The sequence below is a fragment of the Nitrosomonas sp. genome (assembly GCF_019752415.1).
Classification (GTDB): Bacteria; Pseudomonadota; Gammaproteobacteria; order Burkholderiales; family Nitrosomonadaceae; genus Nitrosomonas.
In genome coordinates this window covers 36527-49672 of record NZ_JAIEME010000010.1, presented here as the reverse complement: position 1 = coordinate 49672, position 13146 = coordinate 36527, and the positions used below count along the sequence as shown (strand labels likewise).

Sequence of the window (13146 nt, the reverse complement as noted above, 5' to 3'; positions counted from 1 at the left end):
ATACTGTGCTTTATTCTGTACTTATAAATGAGATCTCTATTGATGAAATATGAATATTCAGCCGTCCGCTCCGATTTAGTAGAAAATCGATAAGCCGCTAAAACCTTGTTTGCCGGGTTATTGTCCATGACGCTTTTCGTGCAAGCATGAAGAATCCTGCTTATTTCAATGAAAACTCCGCCCAACTGCCCCTCTTCTGATCGCTGTCTTCCGTTTCATCGATACCCACGACAAAAATTCGCTCGCTGGAAATTTCCCCTTTTTCAATCAGCCAATTGCGCGCGGCGCTGGCGCGGTTTTCTGCCAGTACTTGTAAGTCATTGTCAGTAATCACGGTATGCGCAAGTATGAGTTGTTCCATTTCAGCGGCGGGAAGGCTCTTAGCTAGGCCGATCGCATTCTTGGGTTTGTCAAAAGCTTCTTTTTTGTAGGCGATTTCAAGGTATTTACTATATTCTTCCGGGGTTAATGTCATATCCGTTATGGCGCCGCTGGCGATGCCTTTTTTGGCGTCATCGGCTAATTTCTGCGCTTTTACTTTGTTTTGCAGGATGGCAAGCTTCAGTCCTTCATAGTCTTCAGCCGGATCAACGTGACCGGAAATTTCCAATTGCAGTGATGGGCGATCTTTTAGAACCTCGGATAAGGTTTGCAGGCGTTGTAATGATTCCGCATCGATATCGGCAAAACCGGGAGTAAAGGAAATCTTGGATAATTCTTCGCCGCCTTCAAATACGGAACTCAGTAATGTAAAAGGTGAGGTGATCGCTTTGGTGATCAGATTAGTGAATGCGGTGAAAATGACATCCCCGAGGTTAAATTGGGGATCATTAATAGATCCTTTGAGCGGTAGATGGAGATTAATTTCACCGCGGCTGTTTTTAAGCAACGTAATCGCCAGGCTGAGCGGAAGAGACACGGCATCTTCACTGTCGACTTTATCGCCCAGGGTAAATTGATCCAGAAAGATTTTGTTGTCTGCTGTCAACGCACCATTCTCGATTTGGTAATTCACATCGGCTGACAATTTTCCTTTCTCAATCGCGTAACCAATGTATTTTCCAGAATAAGGGCTAAACGGCGGCAGATCGATATCTTTAACTTTTGCAACGATATCCAGCAGCAGTTCGGCACTGAACGGATCTATCGTTCCACTAATTTGCAGCGGCGCTGTTTTGCTGACCATGCCGTGTATGTCTATTTTTCCGGATTTTCCGGGATACAATGGACCAACCTGGCCCGAGAGCGCGGTCAGATTTGCGCGGTAATTCGGTTTAATAAACCGGTCATTGAAATTGATACTGCCATTTTGCAGAAAAATCTTATCGATATGAACGGGCGTCTCGCCTTTTGAAGCGGTTGAACTGTTACCGCTGGGTGCAACAGCGGCAACGGCAATACCAGGTTCCGCTGTTTTGCCGGATTGAATAATTTGCTTGAGATTGAGGCTGCCATCCGGAAGAATCGTCATGCGCGCAAAAAAATCACTCAAGTGTATTGTGCTGATATCCAGCAGCAACGGCTCATTGACAAAGTTTAGATGACTGATATCCAGCTTCTTCCAGCGCAGCAGATCATGAGCATTTTTACTATCAAAGATATTGAAGTTGGCGAGCTTCCCTTGCCCGTTTGCCTGAATTTTCAGCGGACTGCCACTGGCTTTGAGATTTCCGGTGAAGGAAATGTCGCCGCTGGTCAGAAGCGCCGTCAGCCTATCACCCAGCCAGCCTTGTAAAGACACCAGGTCAACCGCATCAAGGTTTAGCATTAAATCAGCCGAAAGCGGCGCCCAAGCCAGCGAGCCATTGGCTTTAAAGTTGCCATGTTGGTTTACCTGCGCCTGCAGCACCAGATTCAACGGATTGACGCCATTCAGGTCGATGCTTTCCAGGGTTAGATCCAGTGAATCGACAATCATCGGTGTAATTTTTGTCAGTGTGAGATCTTCATAGCGTAGCGTCGCAGCTTTGAGTTGAATGCTCTTGATCTGCGGCACCCAAGGTTTATTGTCTGCGCGTGCCGGCGCGGGCAATCCCGGCTCTTTTTCAGCCAGTTTAATCCCGGCATTGGCATGCCCCGGTTTTCTGGCAGGAATAGGAATGCGTGCTTGGCTTTGAATCTGAGACTCCGCCGGATTCTGAGCTTCCAGGGAATTAAACAATCGGGTTAAATCAATCGTGCCGCTGGCATCGCGGCGCAACGTGGTGCTCAAACGATCCAGCGTGATATTGCCTAATGCGATTCGCTGTGCCGCTGTATTGACCGTGATGGAATCGATAGCCAACTTTGCCAGCGCTAATGCCGGTTCGTTCTCGCCGTCACGGGTGATGGCGACTTGATCCATTGCCAGCTTGACCTGCGATGGTTTTTTACCGGTCAGATCGGTTTGCGCCAAATCGACTTTCAGTTTCTTAAGCTCGGCCTGATACGGTGCGGCGACTGCGCTATTTTTGATCGCCATTTGGCGGAATGTGGTGGCGCCGGTTAAGGTAATGTCAGGTGCTTTAGTGGATTCTTGAGCAAATGTAAGCAGCAGATCGCTGTCGAAATAACCTGAAAGCAGATGGATTCCCTTTGGCAGGTCCGCATATTGATCAAACTGAGTTAAATCAATATTACTGAGTTTAACAGCCAATGTTGCTTCCTGATTTGCCGCAAAAGGACGCAACTTGCCGTCGAGTGAAAAAGGCGCACCGTTAATCTTTGCGCTGAAGTGCGGCTCAATCCAGTCAGCCGTGGCGCTATTGATATTGGCGACAACCGGAATGCCAAGATTTATTTCTGAGATTGTATGCTCAGCATTTTTGTATCGATCAATAAATTCAAAGCGGCCACCCTCAATGCGAATATTGCTGATAGAGAATTGGTTACGCTGATCACTCGCAGCGCTTTCTTCATCCTCAGGTTGGCCGAATTTTTCCAGCAGATCGGAAATATTCAGTTGCTCCTTGCTTTCCCGGACCAGGCGCAATTGCGGATCTATCAAAGTGATTGCTGTTAGGACGGGCGCACGCTGCTTGAGTGACTCAATACTCAAATCGACAGTCAGCTTGTTAAAAGAAAAAAGCGCTGTCCGTGTTTCATTGGCGCCAGCTTTCTCGTCGATACGAAAACCCCGTACGATCAACTCGAGGGTACGCGGTTTTATTTCAATGGATGTAACGGTGACAGAGCGTTGCAGAGCCTCAGACAGACGAGTTTCGAGTTGAGATTTGGCATAACCCGGCAACCAAAATGTAATCAGCGCCCCCACTATGACGATTAGGGCCGCAATCACGCCGAGACTGATAATCAGACGCTTGTATCGAATAAAACGTGGCTGTATGGTCGGAGTCATAGCGGTCCCTGTCAATTTCTACAGCGGGTTAGCGAAGTGCTCAATACATTTTAAATGATGGTACGTTGTTTATTGCAGAAAATTAAGAACCAAAAAACAAATTGAGCTATTCAGAAGCAGCAGCGTAATCAACCGAATAGCTCAATGGATAAAATTCACCTAAAAAACCTGGTAAATGATAGATTTAATAGTGTGAACTCTCTTTCAGGCCGATTAATTCAACATCAAAAATCAAGGTTGCATCCGGAGGAATAATATTGCCCGCACCGCGTGCGCCATAAGCCATGGATGGCGGAATAATCAACGTGCGTTGGCCGCCCACCTTCATCCCGACGACGCCTTTATCCCAGCCTTTAATCACACGTCCTGCGCCGAGCATGAATGAAAAATGCTCTTTACGGTCATAGGAGCTGTCAAACTTTGGACCTTTTTTGTCCGGAGCGCTTTCATCATAAAGCCAGCCGGTATAATGAACATTGACAGTTTTTCCAATTTCCGCTTCCTCTCCGGCACCGACTTTGACATCGATTTTCTTAAACGCTGATTCATCAGCAGCGGCATGTTCTTTATAAGAGAAGGCTGTCTGCGGCAGTAGTGCCAACGCCAGCAGGATGATACTTAAATTAAACAGTGTTTTCATTTTATGCATGGTTTCCTCAAGAAAAAAGTTAAATCCGGTTAATCCTAACAATTAACTCTCAGGTATTATAACTGGTAACATCCGTTCTTTATCAGCGGCGGTGTTCGAATTGATCGTTTTTACATCAATTTGGTCATAAGGACTTAAATAGCCTAATTCTTTTAATTTTACACTGCGAATTCCGAATCCATCAAAGCTATGCATACATCTGAACAACGTGAAACAAATCAGAATGAGCAGCAGACAGTAGACCAGCAAATGGCTGATTTGTTATGCCTGCACGACTCACCGTTGGTCCGCGCCCTGTATCTGGGAGCCGGTTTTTTGGCATTGTTGCTGGGTGCGCTAGGCGCGTTTTTACCGGTATTACCTACGACGCCCTTTGTGCTTCTGGCCGCTGCTTGTTTTGCCCGCGGTTCTGAGTATTTTCATCGCAAATTACTGGAAAATCGAATCGCCGGTCCAATTATTCGAGAGTGGTATCTCTATCACAGCATTCCGTGTCGTGCCAAACGTTGGGCTTATTTATTGATGACATTGTCATTCGGCAGCTCTATTTTAATTGTGCCGGAGCTATGGCAAAAGATCATGCTGGTTATGATTGGCAGTATATTGGCCTTTTATATCTGGCGTGTTCCGGTACGAGAAACTCTCAATGAAAGCGCCTAATCCCGGAAGACTGGATTCAAGATTAGATTCTCACTAAAAATTACCTTGCCCTTACTTTTTCCTGCAGTTGCCGTTTCTATTGTTGCTCTGCATGAATTTTTAGTCTTCACAAGATCTGGCTGATACAAAGAATATAAGCGCCATCGTGATATGACTCGATCAACAATACAAATTAGCTCTTTTCGGGTTCAACAGATAAAGTCGAATGCGATTACATGTGCTCTAATGAAGAATGCTAAAATATTCCAATGAACGAAGAAGAAAAAACATCCGATTTTGACTTTGACGAATGGTCTAGAATGGCTCAGGAGGAACCCGAGAAATTTGAATCCATGCGTCAACAATTGATTGATGACTTGATAGCGCAATCACCTGAACATTTCAAACAGAGGATGATCGGCTTGCAGTGGCAAGTCGATCAAGTTCGCAAACAAGCCAGTAATCCAATGGCTGCCTGTCTACAGATTTCGCAGAAAATGTGGAACAATGTGGTTGGAGAAAATGGATTGCTCAATGCGCTCCAAGAGCCCAGAAAGATACTCAGCACCTTAGAAAAGGCGCCTGTCGGCAAGATTCTATCGTTTGAACGGCCTAAACCCGGTAAGTAAAGCCGGGGCTGAACCCTCTCCCTTTTAGCCAGCTGCACCTTGCAGCTTCTATCGCTATTGTAGTAGCCTGTAATTACTATAGGAAAATCCCATGCACACTACACGCCGCACCCATAATCTAGCCCTGCTAACGATAAGCTGCCTATTTCTTTTCAGTAACACCAAGGTAATCGCCGCGGATAGCGTCGAACAATTGAGTACCCTCAAAGAACAAAAATCCGTCGCAGTGACCATATACAACGATGACTTAGCATTGATCAAGGATTTACGGCAAGTTACTTTAGTCAGCGGTAATTTTAATTTGGCATGGCGCGATGTCAGTGCGCAAATGCGGCCAGAAACCGCGCTGCTGCGCAGTATCACCAATCCCGGCAGCATTGATGTATTGGAACAAAACTTTAACTTTGATTTGCTCACTCCACAAAGCTTATTGAACAAATACATTGGGCAAACGGTGTCGGTCGTTAAAAGCAATCCAGCGACTGGCGTTGAAAGCAAAGAAAACGCCATCGTACTCGCGGCCAGCAATGGCATGGTACTTAAAATGGCCGATCGCATCGAAACGGGCATTCCTGGTCGCATTATCTTTGATAATGTACCGAGCAATTTACGCGATCGTCCTACACTAGTAATTGGCGGGGACAATCGCGGAGCAGCTACACAAGATATAGCGCTGAGTTACTTAACGGGCGGCTTATCCTGGAAAGCGGATTATGTCGCAGAACTGAATGATAAAGATGATCAACTGGATTTATCCGGTTGGGTAACATTGACCAATACCAGCGGTACCAGCTATCCCAATGCAAAATTACAATTAGTCGCGGGTGATATTAATCGGGTGCAGCGAGAATTTGCCGCACCCAGGGCACTGAGAGCCAAGATAATGGCTGATGCCGCTGCGGCACCAATGCGTGAAGAAGCGCTGATGGAATATCATTTATATAGTCTGGATCGATTAACAACCATCGCCGAAAACCAAACCAAACAAGTCGCACTACTCAATGCTTCCGCTGTGCCTGCAAGTAAAGAGCTCGTTCTGGCCGGCAGCGATTACTATTATGCAGCCAGCTATGGTGATCTGGGACAAAAAATGAAAGTGGATGTATTCGTGCAGTTTGATAATAAAGAGTCGGCTCGATTAGGCATGCCGCTGCCGAAAGGCATCATACGTGTTTACAAGCTTGATAAAACCGGCAATGCGCAGTTTGTTGGTGAAGATCACATAGACCACACCGCTAAGAACGAGATCATACGCTTGAAACTAGGACAATCGTTTGATGTGACCGCGGATAAAAAACAAGTCGAGTTTAAACAGTTAAGTACCGGCGGTGCCAGTGGCATTAATCGCTTTGAAAGCGCCTATGAAATCACACTTAAAAATGCTAAAAAGGAACTGGCCACAGTTGTTGTGCAAGAACCTATCCCGGGTGATTGGAAAATGGTGGATGAGAGCCAACCGCACAGCAAACCCGCCAGCAACACAGCGATGTGGAAAGTGGCCGTACCTGCTGAAGGTTCTATCACACTCAAATATCGCGTGCAAGTGAAGTACTGAATGCATGCACACCCTTATTTTTCCTAAGTGAAATAGGTATCAATGCTTAATTCTCGCAGAACTATCTTTTATGGGAAAAATGGTTGGTAATCAGATCAGGTGTGCTTGCAAACTTAATATGAGATTTCTAGCCAATAAGATTTTATGACTGAACATATAAATCAACTTGAAGTATTTCCGTGGAATAAAAATTTTGAAACGGGGATAGAAATAATTGATGTGCAGCATCAGAAACTTATTTCTCTTTTGAATGAACTGGCAGGGGCCTTAGTACGCGGTAATCATTTAGAAATAAATTATTTTTTTGATGCATTGGCCAAATATGCTGAGTTTCATTTTGAAACTGAGGAAGCTATTTGGATAGAGTACTTCGGCGATGATTCCTGGCTATCATCTCATCAACTAACCCACTCATCGTTCTTACCCAAAGTGGTAGAAATTAAAGAGCAGGAAACTAACAAGCCGCAGAATGAGATTATTGAAAGTATTATTTTATTCCTCATTCGCTGGCTAGCCTTCCACATCTTGGATAATGACAAACGAATGGCTTTTGTCGTTCAAAATGTCAATAAAGGACTGTCTTTGGAAGAAGCAAAAATCGTTTCAGACAAGAAAATGAACGGTTCAATTAGAGTACTCATCGAGACTGTTATGATTATGTACGATAGCTTATCTTCAAGAACGCTGGTGCTAATGCGTGAAAACTATGAGCGCCAAAAGATCGAAGCTGAACTGCATAAAGCCAATAAGCAGCTGCGAAAGGTCAATTTAAAGTTAGAGGCGCTAGCCATGACCGATCAGCTCACTGGTTTATTTAATCGCCGCCATTTTAGGAATGTATTCGCCCGTGAAATTAAAAGGGCTCATCGGCACAACATTTATCTTGCTCTAATCATACTGGATATCGATTTCTTCAAAAGAATTAATGATAACTATGGCCACAGCAAAGGTGATCAAGTGTTGATCCAGATAAGCCGAAAATTAAAAAAACTTTGCCAGCGCCCTGACGATTATGCTTTTCGCCTTGGCGGGGAAGAATTCGGTGTAATAGCGGCTAACTTGGATCATCAAGGGACAGTGGAATTTGCAGAGATCATAAGAAAGGGTATAGAAGAGCTAAAAATTCTCAATGGTTACAGCGATGGTGCTAAACATTTGACAGTTTCTATCGGCACCGTGACTAAGACGCCCGATGAAATGGACACCATTGACAGTTATATGGCTATCGCTGATGCGCGCTTATACAAGGCAAAAGAACTGGGACGCAACCAAGCCGTTACCGGCGAGTAACTTTCTATCAGAAAAAACCAGGAAACCTGATCATTGATTGTATGCAGATTGAACAGTATTTTTATTCGCACCGATTACTTTGATTAGGATAATGCCTAACAACCCGCCTGCCGCATCAATGAAAAAATCGGTGATAAGCGGGGATCGTCCTTCAATATAGAGTTGTGCCATCTCAGTGCCGCCAGCCAGCATCAGAATAATAGCCGCCACCTGGATGGCGGAATCCTTTGTCATCATTAAACACAGGACCAGGCCAAACAAGAAAAAAAAGCAGAAATGCCAGACCTTGGATAAATCCCATGGAATGGCCGTTTTAAATGATTCGCTTTCTGCATCAATCTGAATTTTGATTTCGTCAGAAACCTGGTTTTTCAAATCACCCGGCAGCGATATCCCGGCGACAATGACAATGAAGGTAGTTAGCAACAATACACGGAAGAAGACCGTCTTCCCGCGGATGAATAGACATGAGCCAGCCAGCAGCAGGAAAAAAGTACCCCATGCAAAAAGAATAGTATCTCTTGCCCCGATATACGCCTGATTCACACGGACAGGATAGACCTGTAAATTTCTTATCTGAAATGATCCTGTCGATTGATTTAATTGTGCAAGCAATCGGATGTTTTTGGTTTCCGGGGAAATGGTAAAAGCTGTGCGATAATGTTTCCAATCAGTGGTTCCAGTCAGAGCGACAACCGTATTCGGCAGATCCCACCGGTCTTTTTCCCCGTCATTCTGTGCCAGAATAATTCTAGCCAAGTTCCAGGGTTTCTTGCCTGCCACTACATTCGTACATTTCACATCGGCGGATATGAGTAAGGTAGTGCCCGAATTAACCGGCGGAAGGTCTTTCCGAGTACTGACACCGGTTTTTGCATCATTGGCTGATAGGTTTAATCCATTTTCTGTGATATCGACCCGGTTGCTTTCTGCTTTTTTGAATTTCCAGTGGGTCATTAATAGCTCAGGTCCAGTCTGTTCGTACTGGTTAACCCATGTATGTGAAATTAGAGTTGCAGCGGCCAGAAGAAAGAAAAGAAAACAATTTGTTTTTATCAAAGGCATAGATAGATACCGGAAAAAAGCAGATTCAGCGCTGCTAAGAAGTTTTTAGAGCTAGGAAATATAAGCGCTGTTTTTCATCTAACCGGCACGCTGCAAAGATCAAACCTTCTTCAATTTGCTCTCATGGAGTTTTATGCCAGGAGTTTAGGTTATTTTTTGTTATTTCTGGCCCTGGAACTTCCTAGAAATATTGAACCATTAAGGTGATGTATCCAGCTGCAAAAATAACCAGCGCAATAATAACAAGCTTTTTCATCGAATTGACCCCTTTCAGTTAAATATCGAATAGTCACAGCGGACTGACACAATATAAGTAAAACGCATCCCATGCATTGCCGTCAAGTATTTTTCCGAAGCCTTATTTTTGGAATGGCTTTTCTGATCCAAACGCCGAGTGAATCATTTCATGCCATATTTTGCATTTAATTTCAAAAGATAATCGAGCATTGGCAGGGCTTGTGGAGGGCAGACGAGTGAATCTCAGCAAACCCAAGTTATTTTCTGATAAGACATAGCGTTTAAAACATGCTTCCGCTTTCCCGCCGTTAAAAAACACATGGGTAATTTCTCTATGTTCCGGGAAAAAAGATTGGAAGTCATTGATTGTTTGCGTATCGGCTTCAATACTAGAGTCCAAGCTCCCTATACGATGACAGGATCTGAGCACATCCCATAAAGCTATCTGCGATGATTTTAGTGCCGTAATTTTCTCTGCGTACGATACTTCCGGATTGAATTGCAGCAATTGCGCCATGATCGGCCAGAAGGCGTTGCGGGGATGCGCATAATATTGGTTTGCCGCTAATGAAGCCTGTCCCGGCATGCTGCCAAGGATCAGGATTTTCGCATGGTTGTCGACGATGGGTTGAAAACTATAGCAGTTCGACATGCTGCAGGTAGATTATTTGAGATGATCCACGTAGTAATGCCGAATAGCCTTGTATTGCTGATCCAGTTCGTAAACCAATGGCCGGCCGGTGGCCAATGATAATTTCATGACCTGTCCGGGGGTGAGGTGATCCAATAGCATCATTAACGTGCGCAGGGTATTTTTGTGGGAAACAATGAGTATTCGCCGCCCTTGTTGTATTTCCGGTTGGATGGTTTCCTGCCAGTAAGGCTGAAAGCGCGCAAGGGTTTGTTGCATGCTCTCCCCCAAAGGCAGCTCATCTGTATTAATACCGGTATAACCGGGTTGATTCCCGGGAAAACGCGGATCCTGGGAATCCAGATACGGAGGCGCCGCATCAAATTTAATTTGGCAGCCTAGGATGGGCCAGATACCAAATTTCTTGATGGCTTGCCAACGTTCCATCCCTTCCAGTGCCCCATAATGACGCTCGTTCAATCGCCAGCTTTCGTGAACCGGTATTTCGTTCAACTGCATCGAAGCCAAAACGATTTGTGATGTGGATTTGGCGCGCTGTAATGTGGAAGAAAAACACAGATCAAAAGTAAAACCTGCCTGCTTCAGTAAATAGGCGGCCTGTCCAGCTTCTCTTTCGCCCTTGGGACTCAAGGCAACATCACTCCAGCCGGTAAAAATCTTATCGCGATTCCAGACACTTTGCCCATGGCGCAGCAGGACAAGTTGCGTGATCTTTTTCTGTGTGTTTGCTGTTGAAGCAATAGCTCGAAGCATTACGGTTATTGGCGTTGGGTGGTATCCGATACGGATGATTCATGCCAGATGCGCCTGAGTGCATCCCATAAACCGCTGCGTATGGTTTTAATGTATTGCGAATTATCGGTCAAACCATTGACCAAGCGGCGTTGCGCTTTGCCCAGATTATGATAGGGCATACTCATGAATAGATGATGCGTGGCATGGTAACGCAATCCGACCGGTGCCCAGAGCGGCGTAATCAGAAAATTGCCGGGTATATTGATTGAATCCAGATACTGTTCAGCCAGTGTCATTTTGCGGTCGCCGGGATTACGATAGGCATGGGCAGCCAGCGTACGCAGTGAATTGAGGAAGTAAACGGTTACAGAAATCAGATACCAGAGTACCAACAGCGAATAAGGTAGTACATCCAGCACCACCAGCGTAATGATAGCCGCACCAAGCAGACAGGCCGCAATTTCCTGCTGGTGCCAGTTCAGATCATTGCGAATCGCGTCAGCAGCGCGCCGGTAATTAGGGTCAATCGTGAGTGACGAAGCGCGTTCCCAGACGATCTTGCGTAATGGTGGAATCAAGTAACACAAGGGCGTCAGCACTACGAATCGTGCTACCAGAAAGACCGGCAATAAAAAGGACAATAAGACATAAGCAACCATTTCCGTGGGTCTGCGTGTTGCGAAAGGAAGGTATTCGCCATCCGCGCTGGTGCCATAGACATCCGGCTTATGGTGATCATTATGCACACCGTCGTAGGTAAAAGATGGGATCAAGAATGGAATGCCACAGAGGATATTCCAGGCCAGGCGGAAGTTCCTGAATGAGCCTTTCTTTAAATGCGCCAGTTCGTGCACAAAAACAGCCGAGCGGTACAACGCCAGCACCGCCACCACAAATCCGCCCAGTTGCCAGAGAGAAAACGCGGGTGACAACAATGCGGTGAAAAAAGCGGCCCAGCCCAAGGTAATATGAAACAGAAAATCAGTCCAATAAATCCACGGAATCGGCGTCATCAGGTCGCGTACCAAATGATGGGCTTCGCGGAGCGGAAATTCTTTGATGTAAGGCGGTTTTTCTTCAGTCACTTGGCGGCTCGTATCGTTTCACTTAAGACCAGCAGGATTGAATGTAATTCATAATGCGCTGATTGATCGCCGCATCGGTTTTGTTGATTTGCCCCAAGTTCGGCATGGCCGGCCAACCTGCATCGATAAATTCCCTATCCGCAAACTGCCTGGGCTGGGCATAACGCGGAATAACGTGAAAATGCACATCCGGATCGACCATCATCAGCATCAGATAGTTGATTTTGTCATATTGAAACGCTTTAGTCAGCGCGGATTCAATATGCCCGGTGATGGTATGGAGTTCCGTAAAACTCGCTGGACTGAGTTGTGAAAAGGCTTCAGCAGGTTCATGCGCGGCTAAAACCAGCGCACCGAGCGTCGCCTGCGCCGGGCGTAGCATCACCGACCAGTATTGATATTGCCGGATAATCGTTTGCGGCGCGCCAAATTTGCGCATGGTGGCATTCAGGCTTGCGGATTCTGATGTCACGGGTTTATTCCTGATGGGTTTTCATCAAAAAGGATACCGGCTTTCGCCAAATCCTCTATGAAATCGATTTCACACCAGCGATAGCCCTTGACGGAACAGGAATTCACCAGATGCTGCTTGGCCAATGCATCAATAATCGACAAATACCATGATTTCAATTCTGCCGGATGGCGCAATGCCGATTCGACGGCTTGACTGAAGCGCTCTGGACCCTGTTCGCGAAAGTAAATCAGACCAATGGATTCTGCATTCACCTGATGCGGGGGAATTATTTTGCTGACCTGTTTCACCCACCCATCCGAATCCAATTGCACTTTCATATCGTCGGCATCGTAAGCGTTTTTATAATCCACGCTGAGTGTAATGGGCGCCAGTTTTGAATTCAAGACCTGCGCGATGAGCGCGGCTTCGATCACGGTATCCCCATTGAGTATCAGAAAATCGCCCGTCATCACACCACGCGCAATCCAGCAACTGGCGAGATTATCCGCCACTTCAAAAAACGGATTGAACAATATTTTAATCTTGGGGTGATTCGCATAACGCTGTTGTAACAGCGTTTCGATCATACCCACCTGAAAACCCGCGACAATCGTGATTTCTTCAATGCCCACCGCCAGCAACGCATCAATCTGCCACGCCAGCACAGGCTTATCGGCAACAAGCAACAGGCACTTGGGCGTGCTTTCGGTCAGCGGCAGCAACCGCCGCCCCTGCCCTGCGCTGAGGATGATGGCCTTGGTGTGTCTGTCCGGTCGTGTGATTGGATTATTCGTCATAGATGGATTGATTATAGGGCAC

At 45.9% G+C, this 13146-nt stretch carries 12 protein-coding genes; 4 read left to right on the top strand and 8 right to left on the bottom strand.

The genetic code is table 11. The annotated features are described in order from the left end of the window. Window positions 1–160 precede the first annotated feature (160 nt). Together K2P83_RS02240 and K2P83_RS02235 are read right to left on the bottom strand one after the other, a co-directional pair. Complete coding sequence (locus tag K2P83_RS02240; RefSeq protein WP_292926248.1) at window positions 161–3337, bottom strand: DUF748 domain-containing protein; 3177 nt, start codon at window positions 3335–3337, stop codon at window positions 161–163. Window positions 3338–3521: 184 nt separating this feature from the next. Further along, entirely contained in the window at window positions 3522–3986 is a 465-nt protein-coding gene (locus K2P83_RS02235) for an FKBP-type peptidyl-prolyl cis-trans isomerase (RefSeq protein WP_292926247.1), read from the bottom strand. A gap of 189 nt (window positions 3987–4175) precedes the next feature. Here K2P83_RS02235 and K2P83_RS02230 point away from each other — a divergent pair, with 189 nt between their 5' ends. The 4 genes from K2P83_RS02230 (at window position 4176) to K2P83_RS02215 (ending at window position 8099) form a co-directional block, all read left to right on the top strand. Then, complete coding sequence (locus tag K2P83_RS02230; RefSeq protein ID WP_292926246.1) at window positions 4176–4646, top strand: YbaN family protein; 471 nt, start codon at window positions 4176–4178, stop codon at window positions 4644–4646. Between the two features lie 248 nt (window positions 4647–4894). Continuing rightward, window positions 4895–5254 carry a DUF3135 domain-containing protein gene (locus K2P83_RS02225; protein ID WP_292926245.1) on the top strand — a complete coding sequence of 120 codons (360 nt, stop codon included), beginning with the start codon at window positions 4895–4897 and terminating at the stop codon, window positions 5252–5254. 91 nt (window positions 5255–5345) lie between these two features. Further along, complete coding sequence (locus K2P83_RS02220; protein WP_292926244.1) at window positions 5346–6809, top strand: DUF4139 domain-containing protein; 1464 nt, start codon at window positions 5346–5348, stop codon at window positions 6807–6809. Window positions 6810–6953: 144 nt separating this feature from the next. Then, entirely contained in the window at window positions 6954–8099 is a 1146-nt protein-coding gene (locus K2P83_RS02215) for a diguanylate cyclase (protein WP_292926243.1), read from the top strand. A 30-nt stretch (window positions 8100–8129) separates the two neighbouring features. On the opposite strand, the gene K2P83_RS02210 is transcribed toward K2P83_RS02215, so the two are convergent. The 6 genes from K2P83_RS02210 to K2P83_RS02185 form a co-directional block, all read right to left on the bottom strand. Next, window positions 8130–9056, bottom strand: a complete 927-nt coding sequence (locus K2P83_RS02210; RefSeq protein ID WP_292926242.1) for a VanZ family protein — start codon at window positions 9054–9056, stop codon at window positions 8130–8132. Window positions 9057–9522: 466 nt separating this feature from the next. Next, window positions 9523–10053, bottom strand: coding sequence for a DNA-deoxyinosine glycosylase (locus K2P83_RS02205; RefSeq protein WP_292926241.1), 531 nt, complete (start codon window positions 10051–10053; stop codon window positions 9523–9525). A 12-nt stretch (window positions 10054–10065) separates the two neighbouring features. Then, window positions 10066–10806, bottom strand: coding sequence for a 2,3-bisphosphoglycerate-dependent phosphoglycerate mutase (locus K2P83_RS02200; protein ID WP_292926240.1), 741 nt, complete (start codon window positions 10804–10806; stop codon window positions 10066–10068). Window positions 10807–10811: 5 nt separating this feature from the next. Beyond that, window positions 10812–11873: a fatty acid desaturase gene (locus K2P83_RS02195; RefSeq protein WP_292926239.1), complete on the bottom strand. Its 1062-nt coding sequence runs from the start codon at window positions 11871–11873 to the stop codon at window positions 10812–10814. A 22-nt stretch (window positions 11874–11895) separates the two neighbouring features. Further along, entirely contained in the window at window positions 11896–12345 is a 450-nt protein-coding gene (locus K2P83_RS02190; protein WP_363279309.1) for an HIT family protein, read from the bottom strand. Continuing rightward, on the bottom strand, window positions 12342–13124 hold the full coding sequence (locus K2P83_RS02185) for a phosphocholine cytidylyltransferase family protein (RefSeq protein ID WP_292926238.1): 783 nt from the start codon (window positions 13122–13124) through the stop codon (window positions 12342–12344). The genes K2P83_RS02190 and K2P83_RS02185 overlap by 4 nt, the downstream gene beginning before the upstream one ends. Window positions 13125–13146: the final 22 nt, after the last annotated feature.

Excerpts from the sequence above, each read along its gene's own strand:
- K2P83_RS02205 (WP_292926241.1), bottom strand. The coding sequence starts at position 10,053 with ATGTCGAACTGCTATAGTTTTCAACCCATCGTCGACAACCATGCGAAA.
- K2P83_RS02240 (WP_292926248.1), bottom strand. The coding sequence starts at position 3,337 with ATGACTCCGACCATACAGCCACGTTTTATTCGATACAAGCGTCTGATT.
- K2P83_RS02230 (WP_292926246.1), top strand. The coding sequence starts at position 4,176 with ATGCATACATCTGAACAACGTGAAACAAATCAGAATGAGCAGCAGACA.
- K2P83_RS02215 (WP_292926243.1), top strand. The coding sequence starts at position 6,954 with ATGACTGAACATATAAATCAACTTGAAGTATTTCCGTGGAATAAAAAT.
- K2P83_RS02235 (WP_292926247.1), bottom strand. The coding sequence starts at position 3,986 with ATGCATAAAATGAAAACACTGTTTAATTTAAGTATCATCCTGCTGGCG.
- K2P83_RS02225 (WP_292926245.1), top strand. The coding sequence starts at position 4,895 with ATGAACGAAGAAGAAAAAACATCCGATTTTGACTTTGACGAATGGTCT.
- K2P83_RS02200 (WP_292926240.1), bottom strand. The coding sequence starts at position 10,806 with ATGCTTCGAGCTATTGCTTCAACAGCAAACACACAGAAAAAGATCACG.
- K2P83_RS02220 (WP_292926244.1), top strand. The coding sequence starts at position 5,346 with ATGCACACTACACGCCGCACCCATAATCTAGCCCTGCTAACGATAAGC.
- K2P83_RS02185 (WP_292926238.1), bottom strand. The coding sequence starts at position 13,124 with ATGACGAATAATCCAATCACACGACCGGACAGACACACCAAGGCCATC.
- K2P83_RS02210 (WP_292926242.1), bottom strand. The coding sequence starts at position 9,056 with ATGACCCACTGGAAATTCAAAAAAGCAGAAAGCAACCGGGTCGATATC.